The organism is Actinoplanes sp. NBRC 101535, from assembly GCF_030269225.1.
In the GTDB taxonomy this organism is placed as follows: Bacteria; Actinomycetota; Actinomycetes; order Mycobacteriales; family Micromonosporaceae; genus Actinoplanes; species Actinoplanes rectilineatus.
The window spans coordinates 74130-91050 of the sequence record NZ_BSSY01000026.1; the positions used below are offsets into that span (position 1 = coordinate 74130).

14 protein-coding genes are annotated in these 16921 nt (G+C 71.3%); 6 read left to right on the forward strand and 8 right to left on the reverse strand.

The genetic code is table 11. From position 1 onward, the window contains the following. Positions 1–146 precede the first annotated feature (146 nt). Positions 147–1241, forward strand: a complete 1095-nt coding sequence (locus QSK32_RS41715) for an outer membrane protein assembly factor BamB family protein (protein WP_045744506.1) — start codon at positions 147–149, stop codon at positions 1239–1241. Positions 1242–1244: 3 nt separating this feature from the next. On the opposite strand, the gene rlmB is transcribed toward QSK32_RS41715, so the two are convergent. The 4 genes from rlmB to QSK32_RS41735 all read right to left on the reverse strand — a co-directional run bounded on the left by rlmB (position 1245) and on the right by QSK32_RS41735 (position 6926). Then, entirely contained in the window at positions 1245–2369 is a 1125-nt protein-coding gene (gene rlmB / locus QSK32_RS41720) for a 23S rRNA (guanosine(2251)-2'-O)-methyltransferase RlmB (RefSeq protein ID WP_045744505.1), read from the reverse strand. Next, positions 2369–3781 (reverse strand): cysteine--tRNA ligase, encoded by a 1413-nt coding sequence (gene cysS / locus QSK32_RS41725; protein WP_045744504.1) that lies wholly within the window; start codon positions 3779–3781, stop codon positions 2369–2371. The genes rlmB and cysS overlap by 1 nt, the downstream gene beginning before the upstream one ends. A gap of 64 nt (positions 3782–3845) precedes the next feature. Continuing rightward, positions 3846–5498: a S8 family serine peptidase gene (locus QSK32_RS41730; protein ID WP_285475080.1), complete on the reverse strand. Its 1653-nt coding sequence runs from the start codon at positions 5496–5498 to the stop codon at positions 3846–3848. Positions 5499–5570: 72 nt separating this feature from the next. After that, positions 5571–6926, reverse strand: coding sequence for a class II fumarate hydratase (locus QSK32_RS41735; RefSeq protein WP_425394663.1), 1356 nt, complete (start codon positions 6924–6926; stop codon positions 5571–5573). 336 nt (positions 6927–7262) lie between these two features. Here QSK32_RS41735 and QSK32_RS41740 point away from each other — a divergent pair, with 336 nt between their 5' ends. After that, a complete protein-coding gene (locus QSK32_RS41740; protein WP_285475081.1) occupies positions 7263–7763 on the forward strand; it encodes a hypothetical protein in 501 nt (166 codons plus the stop codon). A gap of 190 nt (positions 7764–7953) precedes the next feature. Further along, complete coding sequence (locus QSK32_RS41745; protein ID WP_281179081.1) at positions 7954–8193, forward strand: GntR family transcriptional regulator; 240 nt, start codon at positions 7954–7956, stop codon at positions 8191–8193. 461 nt (positions 8194–8654) lie between these two features. Here QSK32_RS41745 and QSK32_RS41750 read toward each other — a convergent pair whose 3' ends face one another. The 3 genes from QSK32_RS41750 to QSK32_RS41760 all read right to left on the reverse strand — a co-directional run bounded on the left by QSK32_RS41750 (position 8655) and on the right by QSK32_RS41760 (position 12237). Then, positions 8655–10322 (reverse strand): fumarate hydratase, encoded by a 1668-nt coding sequence (locus QSK32_RS41750; protein WP_045744499.1) that lies wholly within the window; start codon positions 10320–10322, stop codon positions 8655–8657. A gap of 74 nt (positions 10323–10396) precedes the next feature. Then, positions 10397–11689 carry an outer membrane protein assembly factor BamB family protein gene (locus QSK32_RS41755; protein ID WP_285475082.1) on the reverse strand — a complete coding sequence of 431 codons (1293 nt, stop codon included), beginning with the start codon at positions 11687–11689 and terminating at the stop codon, positions 10397–10399. Positions 11690–11751: 62 nt separating this feature from the next. Then, complete coding sequence (locus QSK32_RS41760; protein WP_285475083.1) at positions 11752–12237, reverse strand: Lrp/AsnC family transcriptional regulator; 486 nt, start codon at positions 12235–12237, stop codon at positions 11752–11754. 128 nt (positions 12238–12365) lie between these two features. Between QSK32_RS41760 and QSK32_RS41765 the strand changes: the two genes are divergently transcribed. Continuing rightward, positions 12366–13325, forward strand: coding sequence for an RDD family protein (locus QSK32_RS41765; RefSeq protein ID WP_285475084.1), 960 nt, complete (start codon positions 12366–12368; stop codon positions 13323–13325). Next, positions 13322–14404, forward strand: coding sequence for a histidinol-phosphate transaminase (hisC, locus tag QSK32_RS41770; RefSeq protein ID WP_045744496.1), 1083 nt, complete (start codon positions 13322–13324; stop codon positions 14402–14404). The genes QSK32_RS41765 and hisC overlap by 4 nt, the downstream gene beginning before the upstream one ends. On the opposite strand, the gene QSK32_RS41775 is transcribed toward hisC, so the two are convergent. After that, positions 14394–15614, reverse strand: a complete 1221-nt coding sequence (locus tag QSK32_RS41775) for an MFS transporter (RefSeq protein WP_245674084.1) — start codon at positions 15612–15614, stop codon at positions 14394–14396. The genes hisC and QSK32_RS41775 overlap by 11 nt on opposite strands. 47 nt (positions 15615–15661) lie before the next feature. Here QSK32_RS41775 and QSK32_RS41780 point away from each other — a divergent pair, with 47 nt between their 5' ends. Next, a complete protein-coding gene (locus QSK32_RS41780) occupies positions 15662–16918 on the forward strand; it encodes an ROK family protein (RefSeq protein WP_285475085.1) in 1257 nt (418 codons plus the stop codon). Positions 16919–16921: the final 3 nt, after the last annotated feature.

Sequence of the window (16921 nt, forward strand, 5' to 3'; positions counted from 1 at the left end):
CACCACGATAGGCGGGTTTGATCAATGCCCGTGGGGGACGATGAGGGATCCACCACACTGGAGGCGTCCCATCCGGCTCACCCCACGATCGCGTGGTGGTCCGAGGATCCGACGCGGCGAGCCCACAGGATCGATTCGATCCTGGTATGAGTTCTGCACTGGTCGCCGCGATACTCGCGGTCCTCACTCTGCCTTCGGAGTGGGCCCAGCCGGGCTACGGTCCCGGCGCCACCTACTACAACCCGGGTGAGACCCGGCTGACGGCGGCCACCGTCGGCACGGCCGTCGAACGCTGGGCGATCAAGACCCACGACGCGCCGGACTGTGAGGTCGGCAGGGAACCTCTGGCCGCCTACGGCAAGGTGTTCAGCAGCGACCCGGGCGGAGTGGGCGCCTACGACCCGGTGACCGGGCAGTTGCGCTGGCATGCGCCGCTGTCCCGGCGTGGTGTCACACGGATGGCGGTCTCCGGCGGCTCGCTCGTCACCCTCACCTATGCCTGCGACACCACGGCCAGTTTCCTCACCGCCTTCCGCACCTCGGACGGGGCCAGACAGTGGGAGATCCCGGTCGGCGGGCTGGCCCAGGACATGGTCGTGGACCGGGGTGTGGTCGTCGTCGACACCCGCCCCGACTTCGCGCTGGCCACCACCGGGTACCGGCTCACCGACGGCACGCAGCTGTGGCAGCTCACCGGCACCCGCGGGGACGGCCTGCTGTCCTCAGGCGGCCGGCTGCTGCTGCGGACCGAGAAGCAGGGGACCCGGGTCGTCTCGGTCGCCGACGGGACGACGGTCTGGGAGAAACCCCGCAACTGGTACGCCGTCGGCAGCGACCCGGCCGGCACCCGCTTCTACATCGGTGGCTCCGGCACCGGGCTGGCCGCCGTGGACGCGGCCACCGGCACGGTCCTGTGGAGCAGCGATCAGCCCGCACCGAACGTGACCGCCGACGACAGGCACGTCTACGTACCCCGGCAGCGCACCATGATCTGCCTGGACGCGCGGACCGGTAAGCGACTGTGGGCGGTGCATCTGGGCGACGGCGCCGGGCAGCCGGTGAGCGCCGGCGGCCTGCTCTACAGCCCGGCCGGCATCGACGAGCCACTGTCGGTCGTCGACGTGCGCACCGGGCGGCCGGTCCGCACCGCGAAGATCCCCAGCACGCAGAACTACGCGCCGATGGTCGCCGGCGGCCGACTCTTCGTGACCGACGGCGACCGTCTGCGCGCGTACTTCTGAGAGCTAGCTCTGGTAGAGCCGGCGGCGGGTCACCTCGGCGAGGGTCACCGCGGCGGCCACGCTGGCGTTCAGCGACTCGACGTCGGACGCCATCGGGATGCGGACCCGCAGGTCGCACGTCTCGCCGACCAGGCGCGACAGACCGCGCCCCTCGGAACCGACCACCACCAGCAGCGGCCCGACCGCGGCCTCCAGCTGGTAGAGATCGGTCTCGCCGTCCGCGTCCAGGCCGATCGCGGTGAACCCGGCCTTCTGCGCCGTCTTGACCGCCCGGGTCAGGTTGACCACCTGCGACACCGGCACCCGCGCCGCCGCGCCGGCACTGGTCCGCCACGCGGTCGCGGTGATGCCCGCGGCACGCCGCTCGGTCATGAACACACCGTGCGCGCCGAACGCGGCCACCGACCGGATCACCGCGCCCAGGTTGCGCGGGTCGGTGATCCCGTCGAGCGCGACCAGCAGCGGAGCGGTCTGCTCCAGCGACGCTGCGACCAGGTCGTCGAAGTCCTCGTACGCGAACGGCGGCACCTGCAGGCCGACGCCCTGGTGCAGCACCCCGCCGGTCATCCGGTCCAGTTCGTTGCGCCCGATCTCCAGGATCGGGATGCCCCGGTCGCCGGAGGTCCGGACGATCTCGTTGATCCGGTCGTCGACGTCGATGCCCTGCGCCACGTACAGCGCGGTCGCCGGCACGTTCGCCCGCAGCGCCTCCACCACCGGGTTGCGCCCGAGCAGCAGCTCGGGGCCTTCCTTGGTGGGGTTGGAGCGGCGACCCGGCGCGACCCGCGGGCCCCGAGGACCGGCGGCACGGCCGCCACGGGTGGTGGGACGGCTGACGCCGGCGCCACGGCCACCGCCGCGACCCCAGGTGGTGTCCTTGGAACCGGGCACGCCGATCTTGGGCGCCCGGCCCTCGGCCGCCGCCGCCTTGCGTTCCTTCTCCTGCTTACGCGCGGTCTTCTCGGGCAGCTTCTCGGTGCCCGAGTAGCCCTTGTGCCACGGGCGCTCGTCGGCGGGCAGGGTCTTGCCCCGGCCCTTGAGCCCGGCGCGGTTCTTGCCGCCGGAGCCGAAGGACGCGCCCTTCTTCGAGGTGGCGCGCTTGCTCGCGTTCTGTGAATTTCCCGGCATCAGTGTTCTCCTACCGTCCAGCGCGGACCGGCCGGAGTGTCCTCCACCTGAATACCCGCGTTCTTGAGCTGGTCCCGCACCGAGTCGGCGGCAGCCCAGTCCTTCCTTGCGCGGGCCTGCGCCCGCTGTTCCAACGCCAGGGCGACGAGACCGTCGACCACCGGCTTGAGATCGTTGCCGCCCTCGCCGCCGTCCCAGGCGGCGTCGAGCGGGTCGAGGCCGAGCACGCCGAGCATGGCCCGGACCGCGGTCAGCGCACCCCGGATGGCCGGCTCGTCACCCGCGGTCAGGGCGGTGTTGCCCTCGCGGATGGTGTCGTGCACGACGGCCAGCGCCGCCGACGTGTTCAAGTCGTCGTTCATCGCCTCGGCGAAGGCGGGCGGCACCGCCTTGGGCCGGCCGGGGCCGACCACCTCGGCGGCACGCCGGACGAAGCCCTCGATGCGCTGGTAGGCCACCGCGGCCTCGCGCAACGCCTCGTCGGTGTAGTCGATCCGGGAGCGGTAGTACGGGCTGCCCAGGTAGTAGCGCAGCTCGACCGGGCGGATCCCGGACTCGATCACCGACGGCAGGTCGATGACGTTGCCCAGCGACTTGCTCATCTTGGACTTACCGAGGTTGAGCAGGCCGTGGTGCACCCAGAACCGGGCGAAGCCCAGGCCGGCCGCCTTGGACTGGGCCAGCTCGTTCTCGTGGTGCGGGAACGTCAGGTCCAGGCCGCCGCCGTGGATGTCGAACTCGTCGCCCAGGTAGCGCCGGGCCATCGCGGAGCACTCGATGTGCCAGCCCGGACGGCCCCGGCCCCAGGGGGACGACCAGGACGAGTCGGCGGGCTCGTCGGCCTTGACACCCTTCCACAGGGCGAAGTCACGGAAGTCGCGTTTGCCGGGCTCACCACCGTCGGTGGGAACGCGCATGTCGGCCGGGTCCTGCCCGGAGAGCGCGCCGTAGCCCTCGAAGGACGGCACGTCGAAGTAGACATCCCCGTTGCCGGCGCTGCTCGGGTAGGCATGGCCGTTCTCGATCAGCGTCGTGATCAGCTCGTGCATCTCGATGACGTGCCCGGTGGCCAGCGGCTCGTAGGTCGGCGGCAGGACGTTGAGAGACCGGTAGTCGCGATCCAGCAGGAGGCGGTTCTGATAGGCGATCGCCCAGTACGGCTTACCCTGCTTGACCGACTTCTCGAGAATCTTGTCGTCCACGTCCGTCACGTTGCGGATGAACGTGACCTCGAAACCGGTGTGCAGCAGCCAGCGGCGGAGCACGTCGTAGTTGACGGCGGAGCGGAGGTGGCCGATGTGTGGTGAGGACTGCACGGTGAGACCACACAGGTAGATCCCCACCTGACCGGGCGTCATCGGGACGAAGTCCCGGACCGATCGGGTCGCGGTGTCGTACAAGCGCAGCGTCACCGTACAAGGGTACCGGCCCACCGCCCCGCCCGTACCACACGGGCGGGGCGGTGACCCGGAGCGGCTAGCGGCCGCCGACCGCCGCGTACGCGTCGACGATGCCGTGCCCGTAGAACCCGTTGAACTGCTCGCCACCGCTGCAGTACGCGTCGAACTCGGCCTCCCGGCCCTCCCGCACGTAGCTCTGCAGGCGCGGCTCGGGGCAGGCCTGCTCGGCCGCGCTCTGGTAGAGGCGCTTCTCCACCAGATCCGGCGCCAGGGTCTTCCCACCGCGACGGTGATCCGGGACGCCGTACCGGCTGACGATCAGCGCGGCGACACCGGAGGCGTGCGGAGCGGCCATCGAGGTGCCCTGCAGATAGGTGTAGTACCCGCACCTACCGGCCTTGGTGCACTCCTTGAGCACCGTGCCCTCGCCGTCCGGGGTGATCTCGCCGAACTCGTCGACCAGCCCCTCCTCCTGCAACACCTTGAGCGGGTAGCTGGAGAGGATCTCGTTGCCCACCGTGCGGTACGTGTCGGTGCCGAACCCGTCACGGAACCACCCGCCGGGCGCGGCGACCGAGATCTGCTCGGTGCCGTAGTTCGAGTAGTCGGCCTTGGTCTTCGACGGCCCGATCGAGGACACCCCGATCACGTGCGGGCCCTCGGTCGGCAGGTCCCAGCAGGATGCGTTGTCGATCGGCCGCGGGTACGGGTCGGCGCCGTAGTCCGGGCTGCTCACGTCGGTCCGCGGCTTGCCCAGGTCCTCGTGGTTGTTGCCGAGCGCACCGACCAGGGTGACACCCTTGCGGTGCGCGTACTCCAGGGCCCGCTTCATGCCGGTGATGATGGCCCGCTGCTCGGCCTGGTCCTCCGGGCTGTCCGCCGGGTTCGCGGTGCAGTTGTAGAGCCACGGGTCGACGTAGAAGGACATGTTCACCACGTCCAGGCCGACGTCACCGGCGTACGTGAGGGCGTTGACCACTGGGTCGAGGAAGAAGTACCCGGAGTCCTGGCCGCCCTTGAGCTCGACCAGGGTGACCCCGGGCGCGACGCCGGACAGGCCGGTGCCGTTGGCCGCCGCGCCGATCGTGCCGGCCACGTGCGTGCCGTGCCCGCCGTCGTCGGTGCCGATCGGGTCGAGGCAGCTCGCCACCTCGCACGGGCCGTCGACGTCGACTATGTCCGGCGCGAAGTTGCGGGACAGTTTCGCGTTGAAGTTGGGGGCGAGGTCCGGGTTCGAGGCGTCCAGACCGGTGTCCAGCACGCCGACGGTCACGCCGCGATCACCCGGCTCGATCTTGCGGGCCTTGTCCGAGCGGACCATCGCCAGGCCCCAGAGCTGGTTGTCGAGCGGGTCCAGTCTCGCCGGGCCGCCCTTGCCCCGGCCCGCGCCCTTCGCGGTCCGGTCGATCTTCTCGATGCCGTTCGGTGCGCGGCCGAGGGCCCGGCGCTCGCTCGCCCCGATCAGGGCCGCCGAGGCGGTCGCCTTGCTGCCGAACCGGCTGTCGGCCGAGCTGACCCGGTAGACCCCGACGGTGTCGTTGCTGGTCACGATGGTGCCGCCGGCCGCTGTGATGGCCTTCGCGGCGTCCGTGGCGGAGACCCCGTCGGCGGCCACCACCGTGTATTCGACCGTGTTACCGGGTTCCGCCACCGCGGAACCCGGGATCACGGCCAGAAAAGCCAAGCCCGTCGTGGTGACGACGGCCCCCGTGATGAGGCGTCTTCTCATGGAATGCGCTCCTCCTGGAAATGGAACCTAGGAGGATCAGATCGAGAAGAGTGAGTTTTTACAAGAGTCGATTCATGGCCGGGTCATCCGCAGCACGTCGAGCGCCTCGTCCAGCTGCGCCTCGGTGAGCTTGCCGGACGCGACGTGCCCCCGGTCGATCACCACCTGGCGGATGCTGGCACCGGAGGCGAGCGCCTGCTTGGCGATGGCGGCGGCCTCGTCGTACCCCAGGTGGCGGTTGAGCGGGGTGACGATGGACGGGGAGCCCTCGGCGTACCCGCGGGCGATCTCCTCGTTCGCCTCCAGCCCGGCGATGCACCGGTCGGCGAACTGGCGGGCGACCGCGGCCAGCAGCCGGATCGACTCGAGCAGGTTGCGGGCCATCACCGGCAGCATCACGTTGAGCTCGAAGTCGCCCTGGGTGCCCGCGAAGGCCACAGTCGCGTCGTTGCCGATGACCTGCGCGCACACCTGGCGCACCGCCTCCGGCACCACCGGGTTCACCTTGCCCGGCATGATCGACGAGCCGGGCTGCAGGTCGGGCAGGCGCAGCTCGCGCAGGCCGGCCCGCGGACCGGAACCCATCCAGCGGATGTCGTTGGCGATCTTGTAGAGGCCGACGGCCACCACCCGCAGCTGACCCGACGCCTCCACCAGCGCGTCCCGGGCGCCCTGCGCCTCGAAGTGGTCCCGGGCCTCGCTCACCGGCAGACCGGTCTCCGCCTGCAGCAGCGCGATCACCGCCGGGGCGAACCCGGGCGGGGTGTTCACCCCGGTGCCGACCGCGGTGCCGCCGAGCGGCAGCTCACCGAGCCGGGGCAGGGAGTCCCGGAGCCGTTCGACGCCGTTGGTGACCTGCCGGGCGTACCCGGAGAACTCCTGCCCGAGAGTGACCGGCGTGGCGTCCATCAGGTGGGTCCGGCCGCTCTTCACCACGGTCGCGAAGGCCCCGGCCTTGGCGGTCAGGGCCGACGCCAGGTGCTCCAGGGCCGGGACCAGGTTCTGCGAGAGGGCCTCGGTCGCGGCCAGGTGGATCGACGAGGGGAAGACGTCGTTGCTCGACTGCGAGGCGTTGACGTGGTCGTTCGGGTGCACCGGACGGCCCAGCTCCCGCGAGGCCAGCGTCGCGATCACCTCGTTGGCGTTCATGTTCGACGAGGTGCCCGACCCGGTCTGGAACACGTCCACCGGGAACTGATCGTCGTAGCCGCCGTCGGCGACCTGCGCCGCGGCCGACGCGATCGCCTCGGCCAGGTCCTTCTCCAGAACGCCCAGGTCGGCGTTGGCCCGCGCGGCGGCCCCCTTGATCCGGGCCAGCGCCCGGATGTGCGACGGCTCGAGCCCTCGCCCGGAGATCGGGAAGTTCTCCACGGCCCGCTGCGTCTGCGCACGCCACAGGGCATCCGCGGGCACACGGACCTCGCCCATCGTGTCACGTTCGATCCGGAAACCACTCTCGTCAGTCGTCACCGGACCATCCTCTCTCGGCTTCCGCCGGTCGTCCGCCGCTCGCCGTCCAGGGCCACGGACCCTTTCGGGTACGCGGTGAGGCCCCTCTCGGAAGGTGACACTCCGACCCTCGGGCCTGACTGAGAGTAGTTCTCATGTGCCACGCCGACGCCGTGTTCACAAGAGGCGGAACGGCCTGCTCAGGCTCCCGCAACCAGCCCATTCCGTGGCCCGATGATCACTGTGGGTTGGACGTGGACGGAAACGGAACGTACCGTCGGCGGAGTTTGGTCCCCCGACGAAGAGGATCCACTGATGCGAGGCGCCATCCTGGCCGCGGTCGTCGGCGGCGTGCTGCTGTCCGCCGGCTGTGCCGCGGACACCAGCGAGGTCGCGGCACCGGCCCCCACCTGGGCGACGCCCGCCGCCACCGTGGCCACGCCCGACTACTCGGCCGACACCGAGCAGGTCTGCGGCCGCCTGGACAAGGTCTTCACCACCGCCCTCGGCGACTTCGGCACCCAGATGGGCAAGATGATCGCCCACAAGGAGGCCAAGGACACCGACCAGGCGGAGAAGGCGGAGAAGGCGGCCGCCGCCGAGCTGAAGACGGTCGGCAGTCAGATACGCAAGGAGACCGCGGCCGCGCAGAACCCGGATCTCAAGCAGGCCGGCGTGACGTCCGCCGACAAGTTCGAGAACAGCGCGAAGGACCGGGAGTACATCGCGGCCATCAAGACCGCCAAAGACCTGGACCGGACGCTGAAGACCCAGCTCGAGGAGTGGCTCAGCCCGGTCGCCGGCTACTGCGGCTGACCCGTTCCCCTCGTATCCTTCACAAGGCGAAGGCCCGGCGCACTTTCTCTGCGCCGGGCCTTCGCCTTGTCCACGGGCGGCCCTGCCACTCGCCGCCGCGCTGCCGGAGTTCATCGTAGGGTATAGACGTCTTGAACGTCCAGGACGTATTCCACGATCGTGCACGTTCTGAACGTTCTAGCTTGAGGTGGTGACGATCGATCCGCTCGCGCCGACACCGCTGTATGTCCAGCTCGCCGACCTGCTCGCCGGCATGATCGAGCGCGGCGAACTCGCCGAGGGCGCCTCCCTGCCCAGCGAGTCCTACCTCCAGCAGGAGCACGGGCTGGCCCGCGGCACGGTCCGCTCCGCCGTCCGCCTCCTCCGCGAGCGCGGCCTGGTCACCACAGCCCCGCAGCGCGGCACCTACGTCAACCGCCACCCCGCCTGAGGGCCGGCCCTCACCTGATACGCCCACCCTCACGCACGCGAGCACCAGCCCGCCCCCACGCACACGAGCACCGGCCCCAGCCGTCGCCCAGAGCACCCCAGCCGTCGCCGGAGCACCCCAGCCGTCGCCCACGGCTCACCCCGGCCCACGAACCGACCACAGCCGACGGCTCAGCCACCTCCGGCCGTCGCCCACGGCTCCATTCCGCCTCCCGAACAGCCGCAAACGACGGCTCAGCCACCCCAGCCGTCAGCCATGGTCGACCCGCGAGCCGAAAACAACCACAGACGACGGCTGAGCGATCCGAGCCGTCACTGACGGCTATCCGGCGCCGACCGAGAACCGTGGACTACGGCTGAACGATCCGAGCCGTCACCGGCAGCTGCCCGGCACCGGCCGAGAACCGTGGACGACGGCTGAACGATCCGAGCCGCGGACGACGGCCGGGTGCTGCAAAACCGTCAGGCCCTGCCGCTGATCTGGAACAGACTCTTCGGCTTGGTGACCTCGGCGAAGAAGTCGTTGCCCTTGTCGTCGACGACGATGAAGGCCGGGAAGTCCTCGACCTCGATCTTCCAGACCGCCTCCATGCCGAGTTCCGGGAACTCGAGCACCTCGACGTGCCGGATGCAGTCCTGGGCGAGCCGGGCCGCCGGCCCACCGATCGAGCCCAGGTAGAACCCGCCGTATCTCTGGCACGCGTCGGTGACCTGCTGGGACCGGTTGCCCTTGGCCAGCATGACCATCGAGCCGCCGGCTGCCTGGAACTTCTCCACGTACGAGTCCATCCGGCCGGCCGTCGTCGGGCCGAACGAGCCGGACGCGTACCCCTCCGGGGTCTTCGCCGGGCCGGCGTAGTAGACGGCGTGGTCGCGCATGTAGTCCGGCATCGGTTCGCCGGCGTCCAGCCGTTCGGCGATCTTCGCGTGGGCGATGTCGCGGGCCACCACCAGGGAGCCGGTCAGCGACAGCCGGGTCTTGACCGGGTACCTGCCGAGTTCGGCGCGGATCTCGGCCATCGGGCGGTTGAGGTCGACCCGCACGGCGGGCTCCTCGCCCATCTCGACGTCGGGGAGGTAGCGGGCCGGGTCGGTCTCCAGACGTTCCAGCCAGACACCCGACGGCGTGATCTTGGCGACCGCCTGGCGGTCCGCGGAGCAGGAGACGGCGATCGCGACCGGGCAGGACGCGCCGTGCCGGGGCAGGCGGATCACCCGGACGTCGTGGCAGAAGTACCGGCCGCCGAACTGGGCGCCGATGCCGAAGTCGCGGGTCAGCTCCAGGACCGCGGCCTCCAGCTCGAGGTCGCGGAAGCCGTGCGCCAGCATCGTGCCGGAGGTCGGCAGGTTGTCCAGGTATTTCGCGCTGGCCAGCTTCGCGGTCTTGAGCGCGTGTTCGGCGCTGGTACCGCCGACGACCACGGCCAGGTGGTACGGCGGGCAGGCCGACGTGCCGATCAGGCGCAGTTTCTCGTCCAGGAACTGCATCATCCGCTGCGGGTTGAGCAGCGCTTTCGTCTCCTGGTAGAGGTACGACTTGTTGGCCGAGCCGCCGCCTTTGGCCATGAACAGGAATTTGTACGCGTCCGGCTGGCCGCCCGGGTCTTCCGCGTACAGCTCGATCTGGGCCGGCAGGTTGGTGCCGGTGTTCTTCTCGTCCCACATGGTCAGCGGGGCGAGCTGCGAATACCGCAGGTTCAGCCGGGTGTACGCCTGGTAGACCCCGAGGGCGATGGCCGCCTCGTCGGTGCCGTCGGTGAGCACGTGCCGCCCACGCTTGCCCATCACGATGGCGGTGCCGGTGTCCTGGCACATCGGAAGGACGCCGCCGGCTGCGATGTTCGCGTTGCGCAGCAGGTCCATCGCGACGAAGCGGTCGTTGGGCGACGCCTTCGGGTCGTCGATGATGGATCGCAGCTGGGTGAGGTGCGCGGGGCGCAGGAAGTGCGCGATGTCGTGCATGGCCTCGGCGGTCAGCTGGGTCAGCGCGGACGGCTCGACGGTCAGGAACCGGCGCCCGCCCGGGCCCTCGACGACGTCGACGCCCTCGTCCGTGACCAGACGGTATTCCGTCTGGTCGGCACCGGTCGGGAGGAGCGGCGAGTAGCTGAAATCGGCGCCTTTGCTCATGAGCCGCAAGCCTAAGCCAGCGACGGTCGGGCGTGCGAACCCCTCCCCCACGTTCTGTCACCGGCGGCCCGGTTTCAGGCGAACGGCAGGTACGCCATGTCCCGCCCGGAGACGGCGATCATCCCGTCCGGGCCGGTCGCGAAGATCTTCGCGTCGGTCTTCACGTCGGCGCGGACGGTGCCGTTCTTCAGCGTCAGGGCGGTGACCCGGCCGCGGCTGACCACGATCACCGCGTGCGGGGTGAGCGCCGCCTCGGTCTTCGCCCGCCCGGTGAGGGTCCAGACGGCCTTCTTGCGGCCGAGGGCGTACCCGCGCAGGGTGTCGTCCTTGCGGATGACGGCGTAGGTGTCGTCGACGGCGAGGACGTCCGACTCCTTGTCGCCGTACCAGAGGTTCCGCCCGTCGTTGCCGTTGATCAGGACTTCCCGCCCGTACGGGTCGACGCCGAGCAGCACGTTGTAGCCGCCCGCCGGGTCGTGTTCCTGAACGCAACCGGATCCGTTGTCGGCGGTCCGCAGGTTCAGCCCGTCGCGCTGCCACACCACCTGGCCGCTCGGCGGGTCGGTGGCGACCACCCCGTAGTAGCAGGTGCCGTCGCGGGCGGTGCCGGTCACCGTGAGGACCCGGCCGCCGACCACCACGATCCGCTGTTCGCGGGTGGGCCGGACGGTCTGTGCCAGCCGTCCGGTGGCGGTGTCGACGACGCGGATCTGCCCGTCGTCGGGGAAGCCCAGCAGGCCGGGCATCGAGGGCGGCCCGGTGATGTCGTCGTCGACGGTGTCGGCGGTGAGGCGCCGGGTGTCGGGCAGGTCGGGGTTGGCGGCGTCGAGCACGAATCCGATGCTGCCGCTCTCCACCGACCACCGCTGGGTGTTCGTCTTCGGGTCCCAGGCCGTGATCCGGCAGTCGCCGCCGCCGGCACAGCTCAGGTCGACGATGGCCTCCCGGTAGGTCCACACCGCGGCGGCCGTGGTGTCCGACCGTTTGACGGCGCCGGTCGCCGGGTCCAGCACCTGGTATCCCTTGGTGAGCAGCCGGCCGGTCACGACCACCGCGTTGGCGCCCTTCCCGGCCATCGACGCCCAGTCCGCGTCGGAGGACCAGAGTTTGACTCCGGCGGTCAGCCCGTACGCCTCGATCGACGTCCGGTACTCCACGATCACCGAGTCGCCGGCGATGGCGACGCTCTGCGGGGTGCCGCCGAGTTGCTGCTGCCAGCGGGCGCCGGGGGCGACCGGTCCGCTGGTGGTGACCCAGGACCACAGCTGCGGGAACGGGTTCCACACGCCGGTCGCGGCGAGCACGGTGACGACGACCGTGGCGGCGACCAGCGTGAGTCCTTTCCAGGAACCGCCCGGTGAGGCCATTCGGGCAGGGTAATGACATCGATCCGCGGATGCGGAGAGCGAGGAATGTCCGTGTCGATCGGTTATGGCCTACTTGCCGCGTGGACCAGGGGCACCGTCCGGTACCGGATCAGCTCGGCCAGCGCGATGATCGTGTGCGCCCGGACGACGCCCTCGTACCCGACGATCTTGTCGATCACCCGCTGCAGGTCGGCGTTGGAGCGGGCCACGATCCGGCACAGGATGTCGCCGCTGCCGGTGATCGTGTGCGCCTCCAGCACCTCGGGGATCTCGGCGAGGTGCTCGGCGACCGCGTCGTGCCCGTACCGCTGGCTGATCTCCAGGGTCACGAAGCTCATCACCCCGAAGCCGATGGCGGCCGGTGCCACCTCCGGGCCGAAGCCGACGACCGCGCCCCGGGCGGTCAGCTTGTCGAGGCGGGCCTGCACCGTGCCCCGGGCCACCGCGAGCCGGCGGGAGAGCTCCAGCACCCCGATCCGCGGCTCCGCGCGCAGCAGGGCGATGAGGCGGGCGTCGAGATCGTCGAGCTGGACAGTCTGCTCCTCCATCCCCGGAACCTACCGGGACCGAGCGGGCGCAACAGCGGCGCGACGACCTGTGACACTGTGAACAGGCCCCGCGGATCGGTTCTCCGGCCCGCAGGGAACCGTCAGGCTGTCGTGGTAAAGGTTTGCGCATGAGTTCCCTTCCCGCGGGTTGGTACAAAGACCCGGCCGATACCAGCACCCAGCGTTACTGGGACGGTGAAGGCTGGCTGGGCAAGGCCATCCCGGCTGACGCCGTCCCGCCGGACGGCCCGCCCGCGGTCGAGGAGGAGGAGCCGCCCGCCGAGCCCGAACCGGTGGCCGCCGAGCCGGCGCCCGCCGCCCCACAGCCCTATGCGATGCCCCCGGGGCAGCCCACCGCGGTGGGCCCGCCGGCCGGCTGGGCGCCGCAGCCCCCGCCGCCCCCGGGCTGGCAGCCTCCGCCCGGATGGCAGCCCCCACCGGGCTGGCAGCCGCAGCCGGGCCAGCCGATGCACGCCTACCTCTATCCGATGCCGCAGGCCCAGCCGCACGGTTTCGCCCTGGCCGGCCTCGGTGCACGGTTCACCGCCCGGCTGATCGACATCCTGGTCGTGCTGGTGCTCAACATCGTGGTCAACGGCTGGTTCGTGTACGAGTACTGGCAGGACTTCCTGCCGATCCTGCGCGAGTACATGGCCCAGATCGCCGCGGGCAACCAGTCGCCGGTCGTCGAGCCCACCTCCCGGATGCAGACGCTCAGCGTGGCGATACTGCTGGTCACCACGCTGCTCTGGCTGGCCTACGAAGCACCGTCGATCGGCGGCCGGGGTCAGACCCTGGGCAAGCGGATGCTCGGTATCAAGGTGATGGGCGTGGAGAGCACCAAGCCGATCGGTTTCGGTCGCGCGTTCTCCCGCTGGGCCGGCCTCGGCATGTGGACCCTGTTCTGGTGGTGCGGGATCGGCCTGGTGGTGCAGTTCTTCGGGGCGCTCTCGCCCGCATTCGACCCGCGCCTGCGGCAGGCGTGGCACGACAAGTCAGCCGCCACCGTCGTCGTCGCCGTTCCGCGCCACGCATCAACCACCGTCGAGCCCGCACCGAGCGGCGACGCCCCTGGAGGATCGAAGTGACCCGCCTGACCCGCCCCGACCTGGACGCACTCCCGAACTACGTGCCCGGGCGCAACGTCGCCGACCTGGCCCGCGAACTGGGCATCGCCGAGGCGGTCAAACTGGCCAGCAACGAGGTGCCGTTCGGCCCGCTGCCCGGGGTGGTCGAGGCGATCACCGAGGCGGCCGCGAGCGTGCACCGCTACCCGGACATGGGCGTGACCCTGCTGCGGGAGGAGATCGCGTCCCGGTTCGGGGTGGACGCGGACCGGGTGGTCACCGGCTGCGGGTCGGTGGCGCTGGCCGAGATCCTGGCGAAGGCGACCTGTCTGCCGGGCGACGAGATCGTCTACTCGTGGCGGTCCTTCGAGGCGTACCCGATCATCGCCGCGGGTGGCGGCGCGGTGAGCGTGCGGGTGCCGAACACCGCGGCGCACGGTCACGACCTGACCGCGATGGCCGAGGCGATCACCGACCGGACCCGGATGGTGCTGGTCTGCAACCCGAACAACCCGACCGGCACCAGCCTGCGCAAGGCCGAGATCGACCGGTTCCTGGACGCGGTACCCTCCGACGTGCTGGTGGTGCTCGACGAGGCGTACCGGGAGTTCGTCGACGACCCGGCCGTGCCGGACGCTTTGGAGACCTACGGCGACCGGCCCAACGTGGTCGTGCTGCGCACGATGAGCAAGGCGTGGGGGCTGGCCGGCCTGCGGATGGGTTATCTCGTCGCGCAGCCCGAGGTCGCGGCCACCATCCGCAAGGTCGTGACGCCGTTCTCCACCAACACCCTGGCGCAGGCCGCGGCGATCGCCGCCCTGGGCCGGCAGGAGGAGGTACGCCGCCGCTGCGCGATCGTGGTGTCCGAGCGGAAGCGGGTCACCGAGGCGCTGCGCGCGCTCGCCGTCGAGGTGCCGGACAGCCAGGCCAACTTCGTCTGGTTGCCGCTCGGCGACCGGACCGCCGCGTTCGCGACGGCGTGTGAGAACCGTGGCGTGATCGTGCGGGGCTTCCACCCGGACGGCGTCCGCGTCACGATCGGCACCCCCGAGGAGAACGACCTGTTCCTGGCCGCCGCCGAGGCCGCTCTCAAGGAGTGATCTGAGCCTCCTCCTCGGCCCGGTGGTGGTCCTCGGCGCTGATCCGGTGCGGGAAGACCGCCGGCGAGAAGACCACCAGCAGTGTCGCGACCAGTGCCAGCCCGGCCGCCAGCAGCGGCAGCGTGCCGAGTCGTTGCGCGCTCACCAGCCGCTCGCCGATGAACGCGCCGCCGCCGATGCCGATCTGGAAGGCCACCACGTACACCGCGGAGGCCGCGTCCCGGGCGGCCGGGGCCACCCGCAGCACCGCCGCTGCCAGAAAGACCGGCACGGCGGTGAAGGCGCCGCCCCACAGCAGCGTCGCGACCACGGTCGGGACTCCTCCGAGCACCGGCGCGAGCAGCCCCACGGCCAGCGTGATGATCGCGAGCAGGCCGATCAGGATCGGTCCCGGGCGCCGGTCGACGAAGCGTCCGACCACGAAGTTGGCGATCAGTCCGACCGCGCCGTACCCGAGCAGCAGCGCGCTCAGCCCGGCGCCGTCGAGACCGGCGTCGCGGCGTACCAGCGGCGCGATGTAGGTGTAGGCCGCGAAGTGCCCGATCACCAGGGTCGCGGTGATCAGGCAGAGCCGGGCCACCCGGCCGTTGCGCAGGATCCGGACCGCGTCGCGCAGCTGCTGTCCGGTGCTCGTTCCCAGGTCGCGGGGCAGCGCCGGTAGTTTGGGCAGGACCAGGACGAGCAGCAGCACGCCGATCGCGCCGGCCGCCGCGAACATCCCGACCGCCGTACGCCATCCCAGCCACTGCCCGACCGCGGTGCCCAGTGGCACGCCGAGCACGATGGCCAGCGAGTTGCCGAGGAAGACCAGCGCGGTCGCGCGGCCGGCCTGTCCCGGTGGAGCCAGACGTGCGGTGATCGGCCCGATCACCGACCAGAACACCCCGTGTGCGAGCGCGCAGAGCAGCCGGGAGAGGGTGAGCACGGTGAAGTTCGGGGCGAGGGCCGCGGCGGTCTGCGACACGGCGAACACCGCTACCGTGACGGCGATCAGCAGGTGCCGGGGCACCCGCATGGTGAGCGCCGTGAGCGGGATGGTGCTCACGGCGGCGACGACGGCATAACTGGTGAGCAGCAGACCGACCTGCGCCTCGGGGACGCCGAGGTCGGCGGAGATCTCGGGCAGCAGCCCGACGGGGAGGGTTTCGGCGGTGACGTAGCAGAACGAGGATGCGCCGAGGACGACGAGCGCCGGGCGGTTGAGTCTCACCACCGCAGAATAAGCTCTGATAAAGAGCATAAAAAGGGAGAGGAAATGTGACGACGCGCTCCACCGAACTCCTGCGAGTGGTGCACAGCCGTCCCGGCGTCACCCGCGCCGACGCGGCCCGCCTCCTCGGCGTCGGCACCGGCGCGGCCACCGAGCTGGTCACCAAGCTCAGCAAGGCCGAACTGCTGGCCCAGGCCCCGGCCGCGCCCAGCGGCACCCGCGGACGCCCGACCACCGTGCTCCTGCCGCACCCGGGCGGCCCGCTCGTGCTGGCCGCCGCGATCACCCACGAGTCGTGGCGGATCGACGTGGTCGAACTGGGCGGCACCACCGCCGCCTCCCGCACGGGACGACACGCGGGCTCCGACTGGCCCGCCGTGCGCACGGCGGTCGCCGCCGCGATCCAAGACCTCCTGCGGGGGTACGCGCACCGCCCGCGCGCCATCGGCGTCTCGGTCCCCGGCACCGTCCGTTCGCTGCGACTGCAGGCCGCCAACGCCGGCTGGCACGACGCCGACCTGACCGAACTCTGGCCCGGCGCCGAGGTCTTCGTGGCCGGCAACGACGCCACCCTGGCCGCCGCCGCCGAGTCGCACCGGGGCGCCGCCGCCCAGGCCACGGTCGCGCTGCACCTGCGGATCGACGCCGGACTCGGCGGCGCGGTCGTCGAGCACGGCCGCCCGGTGATCGGCGCCCACGGCGCGGCCGGCGAGTTCGGCCACATGCCGTTCGGCGACCCGGCGGTCCCGTGCCCCTGCGGCGCGCACGGCTGCTGGGGCTCGGCCGTCGACGGCACCGCCCTGGCCCGCCATCTGGGCGACCCGACTCCGCGCGACCCGGTCACCTACGCGCGTCGCGTCATCGCCGTCGCCCGGACCGCCGTCGCCCACACCGCCGGCACCCGTGCCTCCATCACCCGCGCCCCTGGAACAGCGAGCGCCGAAGCCACGAGTGCCGACCGGCCGGACAGCTCCACCCGGTCCCGTCAGGACCTCGCCGGACTCCCGCCACCGGACCCCGCGGATGCCCTGGACGCGGTACGCGCCGCCGGGACAGCCCTGGGCCGCGGCATGGCGGGTCTCGTCAACGCCCTCGACGTGGACCTGATCACGCTGGGCGGCCTCGGCGCGGACCTGCTCGACACGGTCCCGGAGCAGATCCACGACGCCTACCGGCGCGGCCTCATGATGATCCACCGGGACACGCCACCGCCGGTGCTCCGGGCCACCCTCGCCGACGAGGACGGCCCGGTGGCCGGCGCCGCCGAGGAGGCCTGGGCCGCCCTGCTCCCCACACTGGCCTGAGGC

Excerpts from the sequence above, each read along its gene's own strand:
- QSK32_RS41715 (WP_045744506.1), top strand. The coding sequence starts at position 147 with ATGAGTTCTGCACTGGTCGCCGCGATACTCGCGGTCCTCACTCTGCCT.
- rlmB (WP_045744505.1), bottom strand. The coding sequence starts at position 2,369 with ATGCCGGGAAATTCACAGAACGCGAGCAAGCGCGCCACCTCGAAGAAG.
- QSK32_RS41730 (WP_285475080.1), bottom strand. The coding sequence starts at position 5,498 with ATGAGAAGACGCCTCATCACGGGGGCCGTCGTCACCACGACGGGCTTG.
- QSK32_RS41735 (WP_425394663.1), bottom strand. The coding sequence starts at position 6,926 with ATGGGCGAGGTCCGTGTGCCCGCGGATGCCCTGTGGCGTGCGCAGACG.
- QSK32_RS41740 (WP_285475081.1), top strand. The coding sequence starts at position 7,263 with ATGCGAGGCGCCATCCTGGCCGCGGTCGTCGGCGGCGTGCTGCTGTCC.
- QSK32_RS41750 (WP_045744499.1), bottom strand. The coding sequence starts at position 10,322 with ATGAGCAAAGGCGCCGATTTCAGCTACTCGCCGCTCCTCCCGACCGGT.
- QSK32_RS41755 (WP_285475082.1), bottom strand. The coding sequence starts at position 11,689 with ATGGCCTCACCGGGCGGTTCCTGGAAAGGACTCACGCTGGTCGCCGCC.
- QSK32_RS41760 (WP_285475083.1), bottom strand. The coding sequence starts at position 12,237 with ATGGAGGAGCAGACTGTCCAGCTCGACGATCTCGACGCCCGCCTCATC.
- QSK32_RS41765 (WP_285475084.1), top strand. The coding sequence starts at position 12,366 with ATGAGTTCCCTTCCCGCGGGTTGGTACAAAGACCCGGCCGATACCAGC.